General features: G+C 68.6%; 19 protein-coding genes. 11 read left to right on the forward strand and 8 right to left on the reverse strand.

The features are described from left to right. Positions 1 to 18: 18 nt before the first annotated feature. Positions 19 to 252 (reverse strand): hypothetical protein, encoded by a 234-nt coding sequence (locus JMJ55_RS02235; RefSeq protein ID WP_202823852.1) that lies wholly within the window; start codon positions 250 to 252, stop codon positions 19 to 21. An 87-nt stretch (positions 253 to 339) separates the two neighbouring features. On the opposite strand from JMJ55_RS02235, the gene JMJ55_RS02240 reads away from it, so the two are divergent. From JMJ55_RS02240 to alaS, 9 genes are all read left to right on the forward strand, one after another. Next, positions 340 to 720, forward strand: a complete 381-nt coding sequence (locus JMJ55_RS02240) for a flagellar basal body rod protein FlgB (RefSeq protein ID WP_202823853.1) — start codon at positions 340 to 342, stop codon at positions 718 to 720. A gap of 12 nt (positions 721 to 732) precedes the next feature. Then, positions 733 to 1,140, forward strand: coding sequence for a flagellar basal body rod protein FlgC (gene flgC, locus JMJ55_RS02245; RefSeq protein WP_202823854.1), 408 nt, complete (start codon positions 733 to 735; stop codon positions 1,138 to 1,140). Beyond that, complete coding sequence (locus tag JMJ55_RS02250; protein ID WP_202823855.1) at positions 1,140 to 1,433, forward strand: flagellar hook-basal body complex protein FliE; 294 nt, start codon at positions 1,140 to 1,142, stop codon at positions 1,431 to 1,433. Before flgC ends, JMJ55_RS02250 begins: the two co-directional genes overlap by 1 nt. 13 nt (positions 1,434 to 1,446) lie before the next feature. Next, the gene (locus JMJ55_RS02255) at positions 1,447 to 1,719 is read left to right on the forward strand and encodes a flagellar biosynthetic protein FliQ (RefSeq protein WP_202823856.1); all 273 of its coding nucleotides are present in this window, start codon (positions 1,447 to 1,449) and stop codon (positions 1,717 to 1,719) included. Next, entirely contained in the window at positions 1,716 to 2,471 is a 756-nt protein-coding gene (locus JMJ55_RS02260) for a flagellar biosynthetic protein FliR (protein ID WP_236033317.1), read from the forward strand. Before JMJ55_RS02255 ends, JMJ55_RS02260 begins: the two co-directional genes overlap by 4 nt. 3 nt (positions 2,472 to 2,474) lie before the next feature. Then, positions 2,475 to 3,518 (forward strand): EscU/YscU/HrcU family type III secretion system export apparatus switch protein, encoded by a 1,044-nt coding sequence (locus tag JMJ55_RS02265; RefSeq protein ID WP_202823857.1) that lies wholly within the window; start codon positions 2,475 to 2,477, stop codon positions 3,516 to 3,518. Continuing rightward, positions 3,511 to 5,007, forward strand: coding sequence for an ATP-binding protein (locus JMJ55_RS02270; RefSeq protein ID WP_202823858.1), 1,497 nt, complete (start codon positions 3,511 to 3,513; stop codon positions 5,005 to 5,007). Before JMJ55_RS02265 ends, JMJ55_RS02270 begins: the two co-directional genes overlap by 8 nt. Before the next feature lie 176 nt (positions 5,008 to 5,183). Next, on the forward strand, positions 5,184 to 6,230 hold the full coding sequence (gene recA, locus JMJ55_RS02275) for a recombinase RecA (protein ID WP_202823859.1): 1,047 nt from the start codon (positions 5,184 to 5,186) through the stop codon (positions 6,228 to 6,230). A 106-nt stretch (positions 6,231 to 6,336) separates the two neighbouring features. Then, complete coding sequence (gene alaS, locus JMJ55_RS02280) at positions 6,337 to 8,985, forward strand: alanine--tRNA ligase (RefSeq protein WP_202823860.1); 2,649 nt, start codon at positions 6,337 to 6,339, stop codon at positions 8,983 to 8,985. A gap of 3 nt (positions 8,986 to 8,988) precedes the next feature. On the opposite strand, the gene JMJ55_RS02285 is transcribed toward alaS, so the two are convergent. The 3 genes from JMJ55_RS02285 to JMJ55_RS02295 all read right to left on the reverse strand — a co-directional run bounded on the left by JMJ55_RS02285 (position 8,989) and on the right by JMJ55_RS02295 (position 13,361). Further along, positions 8,989 to 11,196 carry a peroxidase family protein gene (locus JMJ55_RS02285; RefSeq protein WP_202823861.1) on the reverse strand — a complete coding sequence of 736 codons (2,208 nt, stop codon included), beginning with the start codon at positions 11,194 to 11,196 and terminating at the stop codon, positions 8,989 to 8,991. Between the two features lie 200 nt (positions 11,197 to 11,396). Further along, positions 11,397 to 12,092: a DUF599 domain-containing protein gene (locus tag JMJ55_RS02290; protein ID WP_236033318.1), complete on the reverse strand. Its 696-nt coding sequence runs from the start codon at positions 12,090 to 12,092 to the stop codon at positions 11,397 to 11,399. A 54-nt stretch (positions 12,093 to 12,146) separates the two neighbouring features. Continuing rightward, entirely contained in the window at positions 12,147 to 13,361 is a 1,215-nt protein-coding gene (locus JMJ55_RS02295) for an NADP-dependent isocitrate dehydrogenase (RefSeq protein ID WP_202823862.1), read from the reverse strand. Between the two features lie 355 nt (positions 13,362 to 13,716). Here JMJ55_RS02295 and JMJ55_RS02300 point away from each other — a divergent pair, with 355 nt between their 5' ends. Then, positions 13,717 to 14,061 carry an Hpt domain-containing protein gene (locus JMJ55_RS02300; RefSeq protein ID WP_202823863.1) on the forward strand — a complete coding sequence of 115 codons (345 nt, stop codon included), beginning with the start codon at positions 13,717 to 13,719 and terminating at the stop codon, positions 14,059 to 14,061. Positions 14,062 to 14,070: 9 nt separating this feature from the next. Here the strand turns inward: JMJ55_RS02300 and JMJ55_RS02305 are convergent, their stop codons facing one another. Further along, positions 14,071 to 14,976, reverse strand: a complete 906-nt coding sequence (locus JMJ55_RS02305; protein ID WP_202823864.1) for a substrate-binding periplasmic protein — start codon at positions 14,974 to 14,976, stop codon at positions 14,071 to 14,073. Between JMJ55_RS02305 and JMJ55_RS02310 the strand changes: the two genes are divergently transcribed. Beyond that, positions 14,975 to 17,566: a hybrid sensor histidine kinase/response regulator gene (locus JMJ55_RS02310; RefSeq protein WP_202823865.1), complete on the forward strand. Its 2,592-nt coding sequence runs from the start codon at positions 14,975 to 14,977 to the stop codon at positions 17,564 to 17,566. The genes JMJ55_RS02305 and JMJ55_RS02310 overlap by 2 nt on opposite strands. Before the next feature lie 3 nt (positions 17,567 to 17,569). Here the strand turns inward: JMJ55_RS02310 and JMJ55_RS02315 are convergent, their stop codons facing one another. From JMJ55_RS02315 to JMJ55_RS02325, 3 genes are read right to left on the reverse strand one after another with little or no spacing between them, the layout of a single operon-like run. Continuing rightward, positions 17,570 to 18,322, reverse strand: a complete 753-nt coding sequence (locus JMJ55_RS02315) for an SDR family oxidoreductase (RefSeq protein WP_202823866.1) — start codon at positions 18,320 to 18,322, stop codon at positions 17,570 to 17,572. A gap of 10 nt (positions 18,323 to 18,332) precedes the next feature. After that, a complete protein-coding gene (locus JMJ55_RS02320; protein WP_202823867.1) occupies positions 18,333 to 19,376 on the reverse strand; it encodes a C-terminal binding protein in 1,044 nt (347 codons plus the stop codon). A gap of 13 nt (positions 19,377 to 19,389) precedes the next feature. Then, positions 19,390 to 20,562, reverse strand: coding sequence for a mandelate racemase/muconate lactonizing enzyme family protein (locus tag JMJ55_RS02325; RefSeq protein WP_202823868.1), 1,173 nt, complete (start codon positions 20,560 to 20,562; stop codon positions 19,390 to 19,392). Between the last annotated feature and the right edge of the window lie 21 nt (positions 20,563 to 20,583).

Here is a 20,583-nt window from a genome sequence, read left to right on the forward strand (position 1 = left end):
CTGCCTGTGCTGGGGGGATCAGGGTGGGGGCAGGGCCGCCGCCAGCCCCTCGACCTCCTGTGCCAGCGCCTCCAGCGCTGGGCGCAGCCGGCGGGCTCGGGCCCGAGGTAGGCCCGCAACGGCCTGGCATAGCGCGGCGGTTTCGATATCGAGGCCAGTCAGGTCGATCCGCCGGCCGGTCGAGGCGAGGGCGCGGGCCATCAGCACGGTGTCGTGCAGCGCCTCGATCGCGGCGAGCGGGGTTTGCGTCATCCCGGGAGGATCGACGGACCGTGGTTAAGGAAGCGTGACGCGCGGCCTTCACCAAATCTTCGGAAAGCCCGGGCCAGCATGCCGGGCATGGACCTGACGCGCAGCCCGACCATCGCCCTCGCGGAACGCCGCATCGCCTGGCTCGAGGAACGCCAGCGCGTGCTGGCGCAGAACATCGCCAATGCCGATACGCCTGGTTATCTGCCGCGCGATATCGGCGCCTTCGCGCAGAGCCTGTCCGACGCCATGGCGATGGCCCGCACGGCCGGGTCGCATCTGGAAGGTCGCACCGGCGTGGCACGGGCGCGGGCGGAGCGGGGGGCGGAGCGCGCCGCCAATGGCAATGGCGTTTCCCTCGACCGGGAGGCGCTGAAGGTCGCCGATACCGATACCGCGCATGCACTGGCCACCGGCCTCTATCGCCGCTGGATCGGCCTATTCCGCACCGCGCTCGGGCGGCAGCAATGACGGAGGCATGGGATGGATCTCGATAGTGCGCTCAGGATCTCGGCGGCCGGCATGCAGGCCCAGGCGACGCGCCTGCGCGTCGTCGCCGAGAATATCGCCAACCAGGACAGCACCGGCAGCTCGCCCGGCGCCGATCCCTATCGGCGGAAGACCGTCACCTTCGCCAACCGGCTCGACCGCGCGGCGGGCGTCGAGTTGTTGGAGCTGCGGAGGATCGGCACCGCATCAGGCGATTTCCCGCAGACCCATGATCCGTCGCATCCGGCGGCGAATGCAGATGGCTATGTGAAGCGGCCCAATGTGGACAGTCTGATCGAGATGATGGACGTGCGCGAGGCGCAGCGCAGCTACAGCGCCAACCTCGCGGTGCTGGAGACGACGCGCGGCATGCTGACCCGCACGATCGAGGCGCTGCGCTGATGCCGGCCGCCGTCGCGCCGGTGCAGGCTGCCGCCGCCTATCGTGCGGCGCTGGCGCCGGAGGCGCCGGCCGAGGGCGCGGGCTTCGGCGCCGCGTTGCAACGCGCCGTGGAAGGCGCGGTGGAGATCGGGCACAGCGCCGATGCGGCCAGCACCGGGGCGTTGCTCGGCCAGGGCAGCGTCTCGGATGTGGTGCTTGCCGTCTCGCGCGCCGAACTCGCCTTGCAGACCGCGGTGGCGGTCCGGGACCGGGTGGTCTCCGCCTATCAGGACATCATGCGGATGCCGATCTAGGAGGGCCGCCGCGATGGAGAACGAGGCCGTGCTGGCGGTGCGGGAGGCGCTGTGGATGTCAGTGCAGCTGGCTGCGCCGCCGCTGGGCGCCCTGCTGGTGGTGGGGCTTGTCGTCTCGATCCTGCAGGCGCTGACGCAGGTCCAGGAGCCGACACTGGCTTTCCTGCCGAAGCTGGTCACGCTCGCCGTGGTGCTGCTGCTGCTCGGCCCGGCCATGGCGGGCAGCCTGCGTGGCTTCGCGGTCGGGTTGTTCGACCGGGTGGTGGCGGTGGGTGCGGCGCCTTGACGTCCGAGGCGCTGCCGCTGCTGGCTTTCCAGGCGATGCTGCTGGTAGCGCGGCTCGGCGGTGCGCTGCTGCTGCTGCCGGGCCTCGGGGAACAGGATATCCCCGCCAGCATCCGCCTCGCCCTGCTGCTGGCGCTGGTGGCGCTGCTGCTGCCGGGAATTGCGCCGGGCTTGCCGTCTCTGCCGGATGCGGTGCCGAAATTGCTGCGGCTGATCCTGGTGGAGACGGCGATCGGCCTCTGGCTCGGTCTGCTGGCGCGACTGGTGGCGCTGGCACTCGGTCAGGTGGGGCAATTGGCGGCGCTGTTGATCGGCCTCGCCAGCCCCTTGCAGACCGATCCAATGCTGGGCGCGCAATCCACCGCGACGGGGCGGCTTTTTACCCTGCTGGCGGCGGTGCTGCTGCTGTCCAGCGGGCTCTATGCGTTACCGCTTCGGGCGCTGGCCGAAAGCTATGCTCTGCTGCCGCCCGGGGCGCCGTTTCCAGCCGATGCCGGCGCCGGGCGGGTGGCGCAGGCGGTGGCGGACAGCCTGGGGCTGGCGCTGCGGTTGGCCGCGCCGCTGCTGCTGGTGGCGGTGCTGGGCCATGTCGCGCTGGGGCTGCTGGCGCGGATGGCGCCGCAAACCCAGCTGCTCAACCTCGCTGCCCCGGCGCAGATCCTGGCCGGGTTAACGGTGCTTGGTCTGCTGCTGCCCGCCTTGCTTGCTCTCTGGCTCGCCGCGGCCGCCGACTCGCTGACCCTGCCAAGCTGAACTATGGCGGAAGGTGAGAACTCGGCGGCTGAGGACCGAACGGAAGCCCCCAGCCAGCGGCGCCTCGACCAGGCGCGAGAGGCGGGGCAGTCGCCGGTCTCGCGCGAGGCGATTGGTTTCGCCACCCTGCTCGCCGGGACCATGGCGGGCTTCCTGACCCTGCCGCCGCTGGGCCTCGATTGGCTACGGGCGCTGCGCGCCCTGCTGGAACGGCCGGAGGAGGGAATGGCCGTCGCGCTGCTGCGGCAATCGGCCCTAGCCCTCTTGCCGGTGCTGGTCCTGGTCGCCCTGGCGGGGGTGCTGGCCAGTCTGGCGCAGACCGGGCTCCGCCTGCGGGCCGAAGCGTTGGCGCCACAATGGGAGCGGATCAGCCCCCTCGCCACCCTGCGCCGACTGCTGGGGCCGGAGGGGCTGGCCGAGCTGGTCCGCAACTTGGTGAAGCTCGGGGTGGTCGGGGCGGCCCTCTGGGGCACGCTCGATTTCGGTCTGCTGCGGCAGGCGCCGCATCTCGCGCCAGGCGGGCTGCTGCGGGTGCTGGGGGAGGAGGCGCTCCGGCTCCTGGCGGTGGCGCTGGCGGCCTTGGCTGGCTTGGCGCTGCTCGATCTGCTCTGGGTGCGCTGGCGCTTCCTGCGGCGGATGCGGATGAGCCGGGAGGATCTGCGGCAGGAACTGCGCGAGAGCGAGGGCGACCCGCAAATCAAGGGCCGGCTGCGGCGGCTGCGCGAAACCCGGGCGCGGCGGCGGATGCTGGCCGCGGTGCCGAAAGCAACCGTTGTCGTAACGAACCCGACTCATTACGCTGTCGCTCTGGCCTATGCGCAGGGTTCCTCCGGTGCGCCAAGGCTGGTGGCCAAGGGGGTGGATGCTATGGCGGCGCGAATCCGGGCGGCGGCGGCCGAGCATGGCGTGCCGATCGTCGAGAATCCGCCCCTGGCCCGTGCCCTCTGGCGGTTGGAGCCGGATACCGAGATCCCCGCCGAACACTGGCAGGCGGTGGCAGAGATTATCGCCTATGTCTGGCGGCTCCAGGGCCGGCGCCATGGCTGAGCGCCTGCTCCGCCGCGGGCGGGAGGCAGAGGCCTTCCGGACGCTCTTCGCCGCCGCGCCGGATGGCATGGCGCTGCTGGACCATGGGGGAGCCATTCTCGCCGCCAACCCTGCGCTTGGCCGGCTGGCGGGGCCGGCGCTCGCATTGCGGCCGGGCCTGCCGGCAACGCGGCTGCTGGCCCCGGCGGACCGGCCGGGGCTGGAGGCGCTGCTCGCCGGCCGCGCCACGGCGCCGCTCTGCGCCCATCCGGCCGATCCTGCGGCGCCGCCCGATGCCGAATGGAGCGTAACCGCCGAGACGCTGCCCCTGGGCGGCCGGCGCCTGCTCCGCATCCTTGACCGCACGGCGGAGCGGCGGGCCGAGGCACGGCTGGCGGCCGGTGCCCGGCTCGAGGTGATCGGCCGGCTCGCTGGCGGAATCGCGCATGATTTCAATAACCTGCTCGGCATCATCCTGGGCGGCACGGCAGCGGCGCGCGCCGCCGCCCCTGGCCCCGCCGTGACGACGGAGCTGGCGGCGGTGGAGGATGCGGCGCGGCGCGGGGCGGCGCTGGTCGGGCAGTTGCTCGCCTTTGCCCGGCAGCAGCGCCTGCAGCCGCGCATCATCGAGCTGAACGCCGCCATCACTGGCCTCGCGCCGCTACTGCGTCGGCTGCTGGGGGAGGGGGTGAGGCTGGACCTCGCCCTGGAGGAGCCGGGGCGGCGGGTGCGGGTCGATCCGGCGCAACTCGACCAGGTGCTGCTGAACCTTGCCGCCAATGCGCGGGAGGCGATGCTGGCAGGTGGGGTGCTGACCATCGGCACCACCCATGCCCTGGTGCTCGGGGAGGGGGATCCGAGCCTGCCCCCCGGTCGCTATGCGGTGCTGGAGGTGCGTGACACCGGCTGCGGCATCCCGCCCGAGGCGCTGCCGCGGCTGTTCGAGCCTTTCTTCACCACCCGGCCGGAACGGGGCGGAACGGGGCTCGGCTTGGCGACGGTGCAGGGGATCGTGGCGCAGTCCGGTGGCCGCATCGCGGTCGAGAGCACGCCCGGCGTCGGGACCTGTTTTCGCATCCATCTGCCGCGGCAGGAGGGGCCGGTCGACCAGCCCGCCGTGCCGCCGGCTGCAGTCCCTGCGCCCGGGTCGGGGCCGCTGCTGCTGGTGGAGGATGAGGCGCCGCTGCGCCGCCTGGCCGAGCGGGTGCTGGCCCGGGCCGGGCATGAGGTGCTGCCGGCCGAAAGCGCCGAGGCAGCACTCGACCTGCTGGAGGATTCGCCGCCCCCGGCGCTGCTGGTCAGCGATGTGGCGATGCCGGGGATGGATGGGGTGGAACTGGCGCGGCGGCTGCGGCAGCGCTGGCCAAGCCTGCCGGTCGTGCTGCTCTCGGGCTATGCCGAAGCGGCGCTGGCGGCCGATCTGGCGGGGGAGGGGTTCCGCTTCCTCGCCAAACCCTATGCGCCGGCGGAGCTGCTGGCGGCGCTGGGAACAGCCGGGCAACCTGCCTGAGACAGCCAGAGAATTTCGGCGTGTTTACCAAATGTTCTTGTTTTTCGCGGCCCGCATCCCCATACTCTGAGCCCGGCCGCGAGGGTGCGGCGGCTTCAATTACGATCCTGTTTCATTCCGAATCCATTACGTGTAGGTTCGGCACGTGAACCGGGGCCAGCAGCGGGATAGCCAGAATGGATAAGGGAAAGGCGCTCGACGCCGCGCTCAGCCAGATCGAACGGGCCTTCGGCAAGGGCTCGATCATGAAGATGGGGGCGCGGCAGGCGCAGGATGGCGAGATCGAGGTGGTCTCGACCGGCTCGCTCGGCCTCGACATCGCGCTGGGCATCGGCGGCCTGCCGAAGGGCCGCATTGTCGAGATCTACGGCCCGGAAAGCTCGGGCAAGACCACGCTCGCGCTGCATGCCATTGCCGAGGCGCAGAAGAAGGGTGGCACCTGCGCCTTCATCGATGCCGAGCACGCGCTCGACCCCGGCTATGCCAAGAAGCTTGGCGTCGATATCGACAACATGCTGATCAGCCAGCCGGATGCCGGCGAGCAGGCGCTCGAGATCTGCGACACGCTGGTCCGCTCCGGCGCGATCGACGTGCTGGTGGTGGACAGCGTCGCGGCGCTGGTGCCCCGGGCGGAGCTCGAGGGTGAGATGGGCGACAGCCATGTCGGCCTGCATGCCCGCCTGATGTCCCAGGCGCTGCGCAAGCTGACCGGCACCGTCTCCCGTTCCAACTGCCTGCTGATCTTCCTGAACCAGATCCGGCTGAAGATCGGCGTCATGTTCGGTAACCCGGAGACGACCACGGGCGGCAATGCGCTGAAATTCTACGCCTCTGTCCGGATGGAGATCCGACGCATCGGCGCCATCAAGGACCGGGAGAGCGTGGTTGGCAACCAGACCCGCGTGAAGGTGGTGAAGAACAAGATGGCCCCACCGTTCCGGCAGGTCGAGTTCGACATCATGTATGGCGAGGGTATCTCCAAGGTCGGCGAGCTGGTCGATCTCGGCGTGAAGGCCGGTGTCGTCGAGAAGTCGGGCGCCTGGTTCAGCGCCGAGGGCCAGCGCATTGGTCAGGGGCGGGAGAACGCCAAGCAGTTCCTCCGCGACAACCCGGCCATGGGCGCCTCGATCGAGGCCAAGGTGCGCGGCCAGGCGGGTATCGTCGCCAATGCCATGCTGACCGGCGAGAGCGAGAACGAGGAGGAGGCCGCGGCGGCCGAATAGGCCGCCCCGTCCCCCTGCCGTCCAGGGCCTCGACGCCTCCTGCCGCGCGCGGTAGAGGGCTCGGGGCCCTGCGCGCGCGGGGCTATTGACAGGATCCGCACCGGCGATGACCAGCAGCAACGATATCCGCGCGACCTTCCTTGGGTATTTCGGCCGCAACGGCCATCAGGTGGTCGAAAGCTCGCCGCTGGTGCCGCGGAACGACCCGACGCTGATGTTCGCCAATAGCGGCATGGTGCAGTTCAAGAATGTCTTCACCGGGCAGGAGAAGCGTCCCTATAGCCGGGCGACCACGGCGCAGAAATGCGTCCGTGCCGGTGGCAAGCACAACGATCTCGACAATGTCGGTTATACCGCTCGGCATCATACCTTCTTTGAGATGCTGGGGAATTTTTCCTTCGGCGACTATTTCAAGGAGCAGGCGATCTCCCATGCCTGGGAGTTGCTGACCCGCGACTTCGGCCTCGCCAAGGACAAGCTTCTCGTCACCGTCTTCTCCGAGGACGAGGAGGCGCCGGTCTATTGGAAGAAGATCGCCGGCCTGCCGGACAGCCGGATCATCCGCATCCCGACCAGCGATAATTTCTGGCGCATGGGGGATACCGGCCCCTGCGGACCCTGTTCCGAGATCTTCTATGACCATGGCGACCACATCCCCGGCGGCCCGCCCGGCTCGCCGGATGAGGATGGCGACCGGTTCATCGAGATCTGGAACCTGGTCTTCATGCAGTTCGAGGAGGGGCCGCCCGGCACCCGCGTGCCGCTGCCGCGGCCCTCGATCGATACGGGCATGGGGCTGGAACGCTTCGCCGCCATCCTCCAGGGCAAGCACGACAATTATGATACGGATACGCTGCGGGCGCTGATCCTCGCCTCGGCCGAGGCGACCGGGCAGGACCCGGATGGGCGCTGGAAGACCAGCCACCGGGTCGTCGCCGACCACCTTCGCGCCGGCACCTTCCTGATGGCGGATGGCGTCATGCCTTCCAACGAAGGGCGGGGTTATGTGCTGCGGCGCATCCTGCGCCGCGCCATGCGGCATGCCCATATGATGGGCTCGCGGGAGCCGCTCCTGCACCGGCTGGTCCCGGCGTTGATCCGCCAGATGGGCGCCGCCTATCCCGAGATCGTCCGCGCCGAGGCGCTGGTGACCGAGACCTTCAAGCTGGAGGAGACGCGCTTCCGCAGCCTGCTGGAACGCGGCCTCGGCCTGCTCGCGGAGGAGACGGCGAAGCTCGGCGAGGGCGGCACCTTGCCCGGCGAGGTCGCCTTCCGCCTTTATGATACCTATGGCTTCCCGCTCGACCTGACCCAGGACGCGTTGCGGGCCGAAGGCCGTGGCGTCGATGTCGCCGGCTTCGAGGCGGCGATGGCCGAGCAGCGCCGCCGCGCCCGTGCCGCCTGGTCCGGCAGCGGCGAGGCCGCCACCGACGCCGTCTGGTTCGACGTGAAGGAGCGGATCGGCGCCAGCGAATTCCTCGGCTACAGCACCGAAACGGCAGAGGGCGAGATTCTCGCCGTCATCCAGGACGGCAAGCCGGTCGAGCGCGCCGGCCCGGGCGCCGAGGTGGCGGTGGTGCTGAACCAGACACCCTTCTATGCCGAGAGCGGTGGCCAAGTCGGCGATAGCGGGCTGATCTCGGCCGGCGAGGCCTGTCGCATCGTGGTGCGGGACACGCAGAAGAAGCTCGGTGACCTTTTTGTCCATATCGGGACGGTCGCGCATGGCGAGGCCCGGCCAGGGCTCGCCGTGCTGGCGGAGGTCGATCATGTCCGGCGCGGCGCGATCCGGGCGCATCACAGCGCGACCCATTTGTTGCATGAGGCGCTGCGGCGCCGGCTCGGGACGCATGTGGCGCAGAAGGGCTCGCTGAACGCGCCCGACCGGCTGCGCTTCGATGTCTCCCAGCCGACTCCAATGACGGCGGAGGATCTGGCCTGGACCGAGGCCGAGGTGAATTCCCGCATCCGCGAGAATGCCGAGGTGGTGACGCGGCTGATGACGCCGGAACAGGCGGTCGGCGTCGGCGCCATGGCGCTGTTCGGCGAGAAATACGGCGATGAGGTCCGGGTCGTCGGCATGGGCCATGACCCGGCGGCGACCGAGCGCCAGGGCGTCTATTCGCTGGAGCTCTGCGGCGGCACGCATGTGCGGCGCACCGGCGATATCGGCCTGTTCAAGATCGTCTCCGAGGGCGCGGTCTCGGCCGGCGTCCGGCGCGTCGAGGCCGTGACCGGCGAGGCGGCGCTGGCCCTGATCGAGGAGCAGGCCCGCAACCTCTCCGAAGCGGCGCTGGCGCTGCGCGTGGCGCCGGCCGAGGTGCCGGCACGGGTCACTGCCCTGGTGGAGGACCGGCGTCGGCTGGAGCGCGAGGTGAGTGAGCTGCGCAAGAAGCTGGCGACCGGCGGCGCCGCGGCCGAGGCCGAGACGCTAGGTGGCTTCCGCGTGGCGCTGCGGAACCTGGGCGAGATTCCGGCGCGCGACCTGAAGGGCTTGGCGGAGGCCATCCTGAAGGGCGGCACCGCCGATGTGGCCGCTCTGGTCTCGACCGCCGAGGGCAAGACCAGCATCGTCGTCGGCCTCGGTGAGGCCGCGCGGGGCAAGGCGGATGCGGTGGCGCTGGTGCGCGCCGCCAGCGCCGCGGCGGGCGGCAAGGGCGGCGGCGGGCGGCCGGAAATGGCCCAGGCAGGCGGGCCGGATGCGGCCCTGGCCGAGACCGCGCTGGAGGCGATCCGCGGGGCGCTGGCCAGGTAACGGTCAGACGATAAAGTCTTCCTCTTTCACTGCGGACTTCTCAACTCCCACCAGAAAGACGTAGTCAAGGCCGTCGCCGAGAATGAAGTAGCTGTTCCCTGCGCCGTCATCAACGCCGCGGGTCAGCACGTCTTCGGCCGACGCGTAGTGGTAGGCGGAGATATCGATCTTGTCCTTCGTCACATCGAACTCGAAGATGACATCATAGGAAAATGCACCGCTCTTGCGTGGATCGACTATGATGACGTTTGCACCGTCGGCGACATAGCCGGGCGCGTCCTGCATGCCGAGCGTCGAAAGCGAGATGTAGTCGACACCGTCTCCGGCGCGGTACGTATCGGAGCCGCCGCGCCCGAACAGGATATTGTTTCCCGAGTTGCCGATCATCTCGTTGTCGAAGCAGGAGCCGATGGCGGTGGTGCCGGCGCCATTCGAGTCTGCCGCTCCATCGGCGATCACCAAGCGCTCCGCGACCGAGTAAATGTCCCAATACCAGTTGGCGGTCGAAATTATGGAGTCTTTGCCGTCGGATCCGAGGTAGGCGTATTCGGGCATATTGCCCTCGTCAACAATATCGCGGCTGTCGTCCACATAGTATGTGTCGTTGCCTCGGCCGCCTGCCATCGTGTCGGCACCAGCACCACCAGCGAGGATATCGTCTCCGTCGCTGCCGGTGAGAACTTCGTCTGCCGCGCCGCCGACCACGAGCACTGGGGCGCCCTCCTCATCCGGCACCACGCCAGGGGCCAGACGGTCGTAGAACAGGAAGAGGTCCGGCTGGATATACTGCGTATCCGTCGTCCGCAGCACGATGTCGCTGAGAGTCGTGTGCTCGATCATCGCCAGGGTGTCGGCATCGAAGCCCTGATTCGCGTACCAGAAGCGGTCGCCGTCGCGAAGGGCGACGAACTGGTCGGCAATGATGCGGGCGAAGGTTTCGCCGACGAAGGCGCCCGGCGCATGCGCCTCGGCTAGGCCGCCGGTCCAGAGGTCGACTTCGTCCACCGAGGCGAAGGCCAACCGCATCGCCGCGACCGTGCCCTGGTCGTCGGTGATCTGGGCGAAGTCGGTATAGGCCTCAAGGCCCAGCGCGACCCGCGTCTGGTTCAGTGTGCCGAGGCCGAGATCGCGGCCGCGCTGGATGTTGATGGCGGCGAGGTCGAGCCCGACCGGCGGATCGAAGAGGAAGTTGCGCAGATCCTCGACGATGCGGGCATCCATCTCCTGCGAGGCATCGTCGCCAAGATGGCGGATGAAGCCATCGGCGCCGCCGCCCAGCTCGAAGCCCGCCGGGTTGAGGAAGAAGGTGTCGCGCAGTTGCAGCTCGGGCCCGGTGACATTGCCCTGCTCATCCACCCGCTCGGTCTCGGCGGAGACGATGGAATGGCCGAAGCGGTAGGCGGCGCCGGTGAACTCGATGCTCAGCCGGGCATCGACGGTCGGGTCGTAACCGGCATAGCCGGGCAGGGCATCGCTGCCGAGCAGATGCGGCAGGAATTCGCTGTAGGTGATATGGGCGATCTCGGCGGTGACGATCGCCTTGGCCTGGAGGTAGAGCTCATCGCCCGTGAGGGTCGGATCAGCAGCGGCCAGCCGGTCGACCTGCCAGTTGTGCTCGCGGAGGAATATGGTTTGCAGCGCGGTGAGAGACGGGTTCTCCATCGCGCGCACATCGCCAGCGAGATAATTCCCGTTGACGATCGGCAGGTTGCCGCCCGCCGAGCTTGCCAGATGCCCATCGGCCAAGCGAAGCGCCGCAGCGGTCACGGCATCCGAGCCATAGACCATCGAGCCGTCGAGCCAGCCGGTATTGGTGTTCATCGCAATAGAGGGGTTGTCCGTCCCGGTGCCACTCTCCGGATCCGACTTCGACCGGTTCATGGCGATGACGGTGCCATCCGCGAAGATCGGGTCGCCTGCCGGCACTACGATATTGAAGGGCGTCTTGCCGGTGCCTGCCAGCGTGATGTCATGGTCGATGAACTGGCCCCAGGCATACATCATGCCCGAGAGGCCGAGGGAATTCGGTCCGACCGCATCGCCCTCGCCAACGACGAGATTGCTGATGGTGCGCGGATTCGGGCCCTCGACCGGGATGCTCACCCCATCCGCGAAATTCGCCGGCCCGATCCGAACATAATCGGTGCCCGTGGCATTCATCTCCGTATTGGAGAGGTTGTTCCCCGAGCCGTCGATTGAGCGATAGAGCATCCTGGCGGGCCTTTATTGCGATTGATTGTCACCCGCTTTGATACAGGAAGCGTTGGTTACGGCGAAGTCAGTTTCCCCTGAACCGGTGGCGCAATCCCATAATGATTGCGTGATTACTGCAAATGCCTGAATAACTGTTCAAGCATTAGCTCTCCCTCTCGTGTTATCCGGTATGAGCGATGGATGGTGCTCTCAGCAATTCAACCGCGGAGCGCTTCACGAACGACCGAGCGGAACTCCCGCCGGTATAATTCCCGCATCACCAAGAGGCTCGCCACGATCAGCGCCAGCGGGTGAAGGATCCAGGCCAGCGCCGCGAGGCCGAAGTAGTAGGCGCGGAGTCCGCTATTGAAATGCCCGGCGGCGCGGTTGGCGACCTTGGCCGCCATCTCCGCCTGGGCCACGCGGCCGTCATCGACCGGATCGTGCGAGATGCCGCCCATGACGATGGAACAATAATTGAACTGACGCAGTGCCCAGGTCAGCTCGAAAAAGGCGCGGACGAAGATCACCAGCAGCAGGGCGATCTTCATTTCCCAGACGGCCTGGTCGGGGACCGCAGCGAAGGGCAGGGCGCCGAAGACCCGGGCGCCGAGCTCCGGGCTGCCCAGCATCGCCACCAGCCCGCCCAGGATGAAGATCGCGGTATTGGCCAGGAAGCTGGTGCTGTTCATCAGGTTGCCGACGATATTGGTGTCCATGATGCGGTTCTCCCGCGTCACCATCGTCTGCATCCAGCGCCGGCGGTGCTCGTCCATGGCGGCGATGACGCTGCGTCGGCGAAGGGCCGGGTGGCGGTCCACCAGCGCCGAATAGCCGGCCCAGCAGAGGAGAAAGCAGGCCAGGGCCAGCCAGTCGAGCCAGGAGAGCGAGTGCATGGCGGAAGCCCCGGGCATGAAAAAGGGCGGGCCCCGAAGGACCCGCCCGTTCTGGAACGCCAGGCCGAAGGGTCAGCCCATCGCCTTCTTCAGGTTCTCGTCGATCTTGGCGAGGAAGGCCTGGGTGTTCAGCCAGGGCTGGTCCTTGCCGATGAGGATGGCGAGGTCCTTGGTCATGTCGCCGCTCTCGACGGTCTGGATACAGACCTTCTCCAGCGTCTCGGCGAAGGCGGTCACGTCCGGCGTGTTGTCGAACTTGCCGCGATAGGCGAGGCCCCGGGTCCAGGCGAAGATCGAGGCGATCGGGTTGGTACTGGTCTCGCGGCCCTTCTGGTGCTCGCGGTAGTGGCGGGTGACGGTGCCGTGGGCCGCCTCGGACTCGACGGTGTTGCCGTCAGGCGAGAGCAGCACGGAGGTCATCAGGCCGAGCGAGCCGAAGCCCTGGGCCACGATATCGGACTGCACGTCGCCGTCATAGTTCTTGCAGGCCCAGATATAGCCGCCTTCCCACTTCAGCGCGGAGGCGACCATGTCGTCGATCAGCCGGTCCTCATAGGTCAGGCCGCGCTTCTCGAACTCCGCCTTGAATTCGGCGTCATAGATGCCGCGGAAGATGTCCTTGAAGTTGCCGTCATAGGCCTTGAGGATCGTGTTCTTGTGGCTGAAATAGACCGAGTAGTTGCGCGCCAGGCCGTAGTTGAAGCTGGCGCGGGCGAAGCCCTCGATCGACTTGTTGAGGTTGTGTATCATCATCGCGACGCCGCCGGTGGCCGGCATGACGAACTCGCCGATCTCCTGCGGTTGCCCGCCATCCGGCGTGAAGGTCATCGTGACCTTGCCGGCGCTCGGCACCTTCATCTCGACCGAGCGGTAGATGTCGCCATAGGCATGGCGGCCGACGACGATCGGCTTCGACCAGTGCGGCACCAGGCGCGGCACGTTCGAGCAGATGATCGGCTCACGGAAGATGGTGCCGTCGAGGATGTTGCGGATGGTGCCGTTCGGCGACTTCCACATCTTCTTGAGGCCGAACTCCTTCACCCGCGCCTCGTCCGGGGTGATGGTGGCGCATTTCACGCCGACGCCATACTGCTTGATGGCATTCGCCGCATCGACCGTCACCTGGTCATCGGTCTGGTCGCGGTACTCGACACCCAGATCGTAGTATTTGAGATCCACATCCAGGTAGGGGAGGATGAGCTTCTCCTTGATGAACCCCCAGATGATGCGGGTCATCTCATCGCCGTCGAGCTCGACGACGGGGGTCTTTACCTGGATCTTTGCCATGCCGGTCCTCGTGGTCTCCCCGCCGCCGGGCGCGGCGGGGCGCTGCGCAGGGGCGGCCTTGGGGGGTTTGGGCGGGGGAACATCGCACCCGTCACGGGCGGCGGCAAGCCCATGGGCCGGCCGCCCGATCATTCCGAAGTCGATACACTTGCCGGTAGTCGTGCTTCCGTGCTTAGTCGCCTCAGACGTGTTAACGCATCGCCGATGCTGCAGGTGGGTACCATGAATCCGGTCCCGAATTCCCGCATTCACCGCTACGGCACCCATCCCACTCGCGGCTTCGGTGCGGCCGTCCCGCGGCCAGCCCGGCCCAGCACGGCCGGTGCCGATGCCGTCTAAGGGGGAGGGGCAAGGCATGGCATCACCTCCGCCCCGTCCGGACGGGGCCCCGGCCGGCGCCTATCTGGCGGACCGGCATGGCCCGGCCCTGGCCGCGCTCTGCGCCGATGAACTGCGCGAACGCCATCCGCGGATCGAGGCTGCTGCCGCCGCCGGGGATCTCGATGCGCTGAAGGCAGAGGCGCATGCGCTGCGCGGCGTCGCCGCTAATTTCGGCCTGGAGGTCCTGGCCGAGGAGCTGCTGACGCTGGAGCGTGCGGCCCGCGCCGCCGATACTCTCGGCCTGCGCGGCGCGCTCAGCCGCCTGCCCGCCGAGGTGGCGGAAGCGATGGTCGCGCTCGGGGCCAAGCCGGATCGCTGAGCGCCGGCCTCAGAAGACCAGCAGCGCCGAGAGGCCGTAGCGGGCCCCGGCCCGGGCCAGGGTGCCGTCCGCCTTGGCGGCATTGACGAAGGCATTCACCTCCGCGAGCCAGGCAGCGTCACCCCGCGGCACCGCATAGCCATAGAGGGTCTCGCCGAAGCGCTCCGGCGGCTCCAGCACCCGGGCCCAGTCCCCGGCCAGGGCGAAGCGGCGGGCATAGGGGTAGTCGCTCATGAAGACATCGGCACGGCCCGACTGCACTTCCGATTCGCGGGTGCGGGGCGGGCGCACCACCAGCAGCTCGGCCAGCTTCAGGCTGCGCCGCATCAGCGGTTCCATCAGCGTCCCGGCCGCCACCGCGACGACGGTGCCGACCGTGTCGATATCCTCCCAGCGGCTGATCCGCGTGTTCTCCCGCGTCGTCACCGCGTGGACGGTGCTGGCCATATAGGGTTTCGAGAAGGCGACCCGCGTCTGGCGCGCGGCCAGAATGCCGACCCCCATCATGGCGATGTCGCAGGCGCCGGACTCCACCTTGTCGATCACCTCGGCGAAATTGGTCTCGACGAAGCGGAGCTGGACCGAGAGCCGGTTGGCCAGGGCCCGCGCCATGTCGATGTCGAGCCCCTCCAGCTCGCTGTTGCGCGGGTTGCGGTAGCTGATACCGAAATAGTCCGGCCAGATGCAGACCATGACCTCGCCGCGGCTGCGGATGGCGGCGAGGTGGTCCGGCGGCGGCGGCTCGGGCGGTGGGACCGGTGGCTCGGGCTGCAGCAGGGCGGCCGGCGGCGGGGGCGGGGGCGGGCCGAGCGGCACCGGCGCCGGCCGCGCCGCGGGACGGGGCGGCGGGGTCTGCGCCGCCGCGCCATTCATCTCGAAAACAGCAACCAATGGTGCAATAAAGGACGCGATCATGCATCCTTTCGCCAAACTGGACGCGAGCATCCGGCGGTCCCTCCACCTTGGCGCCCCCAAGCCAGCGGAGCCGCGGCCCTGGTTGCTGTTCGGGGCAGCGGTCGGACTGGTCGCCGCCTGCCTGGTGCTGATTTACGGTATCGTCCTGGAACGAGGCCAGCGCGATGCCCTGGCCGAGGCGGAGAAGCTGACCCAGAGCGTGGCGGCGGCGCTGGCGGACCAGCTGACTCGCGCTACCCAGACGGTCGAGCTGCTGATGAACGACCTGGCGGAGAACCCGGTCGAGATGAGCCCGGCCGCCTTCGCCGAGCAGATGGCCAACCGCTCGCGCGACCTGGCACAGATCCGCGCCCTGCTGATGACCGATGTGAACGGCCGGATCACCCATGCCACGGTGGATTCGCTGCGCGACCTGCAAGTCTCCGACCGCGACTGGTTCCGGGTGCTGCGCTATGGGGGCCAGACGCTCCGGCTCGGTGCGCCGGAGACCGGGCGGTATCTCAGCACCGGGGCCAGCATCGCGCATACGCGCCTCTGGTCCATCCCGCTGGCGCGGGGTATCCGGGCGCCGCAGGGGGGCGAATTCGCCGGTGCCGCGGTGGCGCTGCTCAACCCCGACTACTTCACCGGGGTCAGCCGCCGCTATGCCGAGGCCTTCGGCGTCACCATCCGGCTGCATTCCTTCAGTGGGCAGCTGCTTGCCCGCTCCGATGCCACCGCCGGCGGGATCGGCCAGCTGCATTCCGGCGCCTGGCTGTTCCGCGACTTCCTGCCGCGGCGGGAATCGGGTTCCTTCCAGGGCATCGACCAGGACGGGGCGGATGTCATCGCCAGCTTCGCCGTCACCCGCCAGGGCACCTTCGTGGTCGAGGTGGCACGGAACCGGGACGATGCGCTGGCGGCGCTGCACCAGCTCGGCCTCGTCCTGGGTGGCGGCGTCGGAGCGGCGGCGACGGCGACGCTCTTCGCCCTCTGGATGCTGGTGCGGCTGGCGGAGAAGCTGCAGCGCCAGGGTGCCCGCCTGGCCGAGAGTGAGCGCGAGGCGGTGGCCGCCAGCCGCGCCAAGGAGGACTTCCTCGCGGCGATGAGCCACGAGATCCGCACGCCGATGAACGGCGTCATCGGCATGTCCGGCCTGCTGCTCGATACCGGGCTCGACCCGCTGCAGCACCGCTATGCCGAGACGATCCAGGGTTCGGCCGAGCACCTGCTGATGGTGCTGAACGACATCCTCGATTTCTCCAAGCTCGAGGCCGGGCGGGTGGAGCGCGAGGAGGTACCCTTCGCGCTGGAGGCGGAGCTCTCGACCATCGTCGAGCTCTTTGCCCCGAAGGCGGCGCAGAATGGGGTGGAGCTGATCTGCTCGCTCTCGCCCAGTCTGCCGGCGCGGGTGATCGGCGATCCCGGCCGGTTCCGCCAGCTGCTGTTCAACCTGGTCGGCAATGCGGTGAAATTCACTGAATCCGGTTGGATCGAGCTGGGAATTTCGGCCGAGCGGGAGGGGGAGGGCTGGCGCCTCTCCTGCCGGGTCAGCGATACCGGCATCGGCCTCGACCCCGCGAAGATTCCGCTGCTGTTCGAGCGCTTCACCCAGGCCGATGCCTCGATCAGCCGGAAATACGGTGGCACCGGCCTCGGCCTCGCCATCTGCCGCAAGCTGGTCGAGGCCATGGGCGGCAGTATCGGCGCCGAGGTCCGGCCGGGCGGCGGCAGCGTCTTCCGCTTCGACATCATGGTCGGCATCGCCCCCGATATGCCCGGCGAGACGCGTGATGCGCGGCCGCTGGCCGGGCGCCGGGTCCTGGTGGTGGACGACCTCGCCCTGAGCCGCGAGGTGCTGGCGCGGCAGCTCATGGTGCTGGGCGCGGAATCCCAAGCGGTCGAGACGGCCGAGGCGGCGCTGGCCGCGCTGCGGACGGCCCGTGCCATGGGCCGGCCCTTCAGCGCCCTGCTGGTCGATGCGACCCTGTCGGGGATGGACGGGCAGGAACTGGCGCGCCGCGTCCGGGCCGAGCCGGCCAAAGATCGACCTGCCATCATCCTGGCCGCCGCCGGCGCCGCGGCGCTGCGGGAGCCGCCGGCGCCGGGCCTGGTGGATGCCGTGCTGCTGAAGCCCGCCCTGCCAGGCCGCTTCCGCGATGCGGTGATGCAGGCGCTCGGCGCGGGGGTGGAGGCGAGGCCGACAGCGGTGCCGCGGCCGGCGGAGAATCTCGGCCTCCGCATCCTGCTGGTCGAGGACAATGCCACCAACCAGCTGGTGATGCGGACCATCCTGCAACGGGCCGGCTGCGAGGTGGAGGTGGCCGGCGACGGCACCGAGGCGGTCGCCGCCGCCCGGCGCCAACCCTATGACGCCATCCTGATGGATCTGCAGATGCCGGTGATGGACGGGCTGGAAGCGACGCGCCAGATCCGCCGCAGCACCGGGCCGAACCGCCGGACGAAGATCATCGGCCTGACGGCGGCGGTCGGCCCGGTCTTCGAGCAGCAATGCCGCGCCGCCGGCATGGACGAGTATCTCGGCAAGCCGGTGCAGCGGACGGCGCTGATGGCCATGCTGGGTCTCATCGCGCCGGCACGGCCAGCCTGAGCGTCAGCCCCGGGCGATCCAGGGCATCTTGGATGCGGTGATGGTGACGAACTGGATATTCGCATCCAGCGGCAGGTTCGCCATCATCAGGATCGTGCTGCCGACATGGGCGACGTCGAAGGTGGGCTCCACCTTCATCTCGCCATTGGCCTGCTTCACGCCCTTCGCCATCCGCGCCGTCATCGGCGTCGCCGCATTGCCGATATCGACCTGGCCGCTGACGATGTCGAAGGCCCGGCCATCCAGGGCCAGGGTCTTGGTGAGGCCGGTGATGGCATGCTTGGTCGAGGTATAGGCGACGCTCTCCGGCCGCGGCACATGGGCGCTGATGCTGCCATTGTTGACGATGCGGCCGCCCTGGGGGGACTGGTTCTTCATGATGCGGAAGGCGGCCTGGGCGCAGAGGAAGCTGCCGGTCAGGTTCACCTGGACGACCCGCGCCCAGTCCTCATAGGCCAGGTCCTCGATCGGCCCGGCCGGGACATTGCCGCCCGCATTGTTGAAGAGGAAGTCGAGCCGGCCCCACTCCGCCTTCAGCTTGTCGAACAGGGCATTGACCGATTTCGGGTCGCCGACATCGGTCGGGACGGGCAGGGCGCGGGAGGCGGCATCGCCGGCGAGGCCGACCGTTTCCTCCAGCGCGTCCTTGCGCCGGCCGGCCAAGGCGACGGTCCAGCCGCCGCCCAGCAGGGCCAGCGCCGCGGCCCGGCCGACGCCGGAGCCGGCGCCGGTGACGACGGCGTATTGGGTGGTCATGGTCATTCTCCTAGCTGTTCGGGCCGCGGCCCATGCCGATGGGCTGCCAGCGCTGCAATGCGGTGTTCTGCAGCACCGCCGGGTTGACGCAGCTCATCGGCCATTTGCCCTGGAGGACGAGGGCCAGCTCATGCCCCACGCGCCGCTTCCGCGCCTCATCGAAGCGCGCCGAGGCGGAGGCGACATGGGCGGTCAGCGTCACATTCTCCATGCGCAGCAGCGGGTTGTTATGCGAGGGAGGCTCGACCTCGAGCACGTCGAGCGCGGCATGGGCGATCCAGCCTTCCTGGAGCGCCTTGATCAGCGCCTCCTCCTGCACGGTCGGGCCGCGGCCGGTATTGATGAAGATCGCGCTCGGCTTCATCAGGCGGAAATGCTGCTCCTTCAGCATATGGTGCACTTCCGGCCGGGCCGGGGCATGCATGCTGACGAAGTCGGACTGGCTCAGCACCTCGGTCAGCGTCGCCGGCTGCACCCCATATTCCGAGATCAGCATCTCCTCGACGAAGGGGTCATAGGCGATCATCCGGAGGCCGAAGGGGGCGGCGCGCTTCGCCACGGCCCGGGCGACGCGGCCGAAGGAGATGAAGCCGAGGGTCTGGCCCATCAGGCGCGGAATCTTCAGCAGCGCCGGGCGGCCTTCCTTCCAGCGGCCGTCGCGCACCATCTTGTCCTGCTCGATCAGGCGGCGGAAGCCGGCCAGCAGCAGGGTCATTGCATGGTCGGCGACCTCCTCGATGAAGGTGTCGGGGATGTTGGTGACGGGGATGCCGCGGGCCGTCGCCGCCTTCACGTCGACGCTGTCCACGCCGACGCTGCCGAGCGTGATGACCTTGCAGCGCTCGAGGCTGTCGATGATCTCTTTCGTGATCGGGATGCCCTTGGCGTAGATCGCATCGGCATCCTTCGCGGCGGCGATGAAGCCGGCAGTATCGGTCGGCGCCTCGACGATCTCGGCGTCGAGGCCTTCCAGCGCCTCGCTCTCCAGCGCGTAGCCGCCGCCGGCGACGGTGAAGCTGGCGCCGGCCGGCGTGACGATTCGGTACTTGGCCATAAGTTCTTCCCTCTTACTTCGGCGGCCGCGCGCGGATCGCGGCCTCGTTCACCTCGACGCCCCAGCCGGGGCCCGTCGGCATTACCAGCTCGCCATTCTCGATCACCGGCGGTGGGGTGAATTCGTCGCGCCAGGAGACGCTGTCGATGTCGATCTCCATGACCCGGAGATTGGGGATGCAGGCGCTGAAGGTCGCGCTGATCATGCTGCAGAGGTTGCCGTAGAAGTTGTGCGGCGCGCAGTTGACCTCGTAGACGTCGCACATCGCGGCGATCTTCATCGACTCCGCGATGCCGTTCCAGATGACGTCGACGATACCGACATCCATGGCGTATTGCTCGAGGAAGGGGCGGAATTCGCGGCGGCCATGCAGCGTCTCGCAGGAGGCGATGGGGCAGGGGGCCATGCGCTTGATCGTGGCCAGCGCGGCGGCGTCATGGGAGTCGATCTCGAGCCAGGTCAGGTCGAACTCGGCCACGGCCTCGGCGACGCGCTGGAAGCCTTCGGTGCGGAAGTGGAAGTTGGTATCGAGATGGATGCCCATCTCGGGCCCCACCGCCTCCCGGATGGTGCGCAGATGGTGCTTGAGCTGGGCGAGGGTCTTGTTGTCCCAGTTGAGCTCCGGCCAGCCGGCATGGCGGCCGAAGCCGGGCGAGTATTGATAGAGCAGGCTGTCGGCGCCGGGGATGAGGATATTGGTCTTGAGGCCGCGGAAGCCGGCCGCCTTCACCTCGGCGGCATGGCGGGCGACCTCCTCGTAATCGGTCAGCGGCGGCACGCCCATATGCCTGGCATTTCGCACGCGATAGCTGCCGAAATGCGACCAGTAGACCGGGATGCGTTCCCGGATCGGGCCGCCGAACAGCGCGGCGACGGAGATGCCCCGGGCGCGGGCGGCGATGTCGAGCAGCGCATTCTCGATCGCGGCAATAGCCTGCTGGTTCAGCCCGCCCCGCGACTGCCGCGTCATCACATGCAGCCAAGCCGTCACCTCCTCCCACCGGGTCGGGTCGCGGCCGATCACCAGGGGGGAGAGGCCATCGATGACGGCGGAAAGGCCGGTGCTGCCGAAGCTCTCGTTGTATTCGGACCAGCCGACCAGCCCGTCATCGGTGGTGACCTTGAGGAAGGAGAATAGCCGCCAGCCCGCATCCGCGCGCAGTGTCTCGATCCGGGCGACCTTCATCGCATCCTCCGTTCCATCCCT

It is taken from the genome of Belnapia mucosa (assembly GCF_016775475.1).
Taxonomy (GTDB): domain Bacteria; phylum Pseudomonadota; class Alphaproteobacteria; order Acetobacterales; family Acetobacteraceae; genus Belnapia; species Belnapia mucosa.

Excerpts from the sequence above, each read along its gene's own strand:
- flgC (WP_202823854.1), top strand. The coding sequence starts at position 733 with ATGGATCTCGATAGTGCGCTCAGGATCTCGGCGGCCGGCATGCAGGCC.
- JMJ55_RS02290 (WP_236033318.1), bottom strand. The coding sequence starts at position 12,092 with ATGCCCGGGGCTTCCGCCATGCACTCGCTCTCCTGGCTCGACTGGCTG.
- JMJ55_RS02235 (WP_202823852.1), bottom strand. The coding sequence starts at position 252 with ATGACGCAAACCCCGCTCGCCGCGATCGAGGCGCTGCACGACACCGTG.
- JMJ55_RS02305 (WP_202823864.1), bottom strand. The coding sequence starts at position 14,976 with ATGATCGCGTCCTTTATTGCACCATTGGTTGCTGTTTTCGAGATGAAT.
- JMJ55_RS02320 (WP_202823867.1), bottom strand. The coding sequence starts at position 19,376 with ATGGCCAAGTACCGAATCGTCACGCCGGCCGGCGCCAGCTTCACCGTC.
- JMJ55_RS02255 (WP_202823856.1), top strand. The coding sequence starts at position 1,447 with ATGGAGAACGAGGCCGTGCTGGCGGTGCGGGAGGCGCTGTGGATGTCA.
- JMJ55_RS02325 (WP_202823868.1), bottom strand. The coding sequence starts at position 20,562 with ATGAAGGTCGCCCGGATCGAGACACTGCGCGCGGATGCGGGCTGGCGG.
- JMJ55_RS02315 (WP_202823866.1), bottom strand. The coding sequence starts at position 18,322 with ATGACCACCCAATACGCCGTCGTCACCGGCGCCGGCTCCGGCGTCGGC.
- JMJ55_RS02295 (WP_202823862.1), bottom strand. The coding sequence starts at position 13,361 with ATGGCAAAGATCCAGGTAAAGACCCCCGTCGTCGAGCTCGACGGCGAT.
- JMJ55_RS02240 (WP_202823853.1), top strand. The coding sequence starts at position 340 with ATGGACCTGACGCGCAGCCCGACCATCGCCCTCGCGGAACGCCGCATC.
- JMJ55_RS02300 (WP_202823863.1), top strand. The coding sequence starts at position 13,717 with ATGGCATCACCTCCGCCCCGTCCGGACGGGGCCCCGGCCGGCGCCTAT.
- recA (WP_202823859.1), top strand. The coding sequence starts at position 5,184 with ATGGATAAGGGAAAGGCGCTCGACGCCGCGCTCAGCCAGATCGAACGG.
- JMJ55_RS02250 (WP_202823855.1), top strand. The coding sequence starts at position 1,140 with ATGCCGGCCGCCGTCGCGCCGGTGCAGGCTGCCGCCGCCTATCGTGCG.
- JMJ55_RS02285 (WP_202823861.1), bottom strand. The coding sequence starts at position 11,196 with ATGCTCTATCGCTCAATCGACGGCTCGGGGAACAACCTCTCCAATACG.
- alaS (WP_202823860.1), top strand. The coding sequence starts at position 6,337 with ATGACCAGCAGCAACGATATCCGCGCGACCTTCCTTGGGTATTTCGGC.
- JMJ55_RS02310 (WP_202823865.1), top strand. The coding sequence starts at position 14,975 with ATGCATCCTTTCGCCAAACTGGACGCGAGCATCCGGCGGTCCCTCCAC.
- JMJ55_RS02265 (WP_202823857.1), top strand. The coding sequence starts at position 2,475 with ATGGCGGAAGGTGAGAACTCGGCGGCTGAGGACCGAACGGAAGCCCCC.
- JMJ55_RS02270 (WP_202823858.1), top strand. The coding sequence starts at position 3,511 with ATGGCTGAGCGCCTGCTCCGCCGCGGGCGGGAGGCAGAGGCCTTCCGG.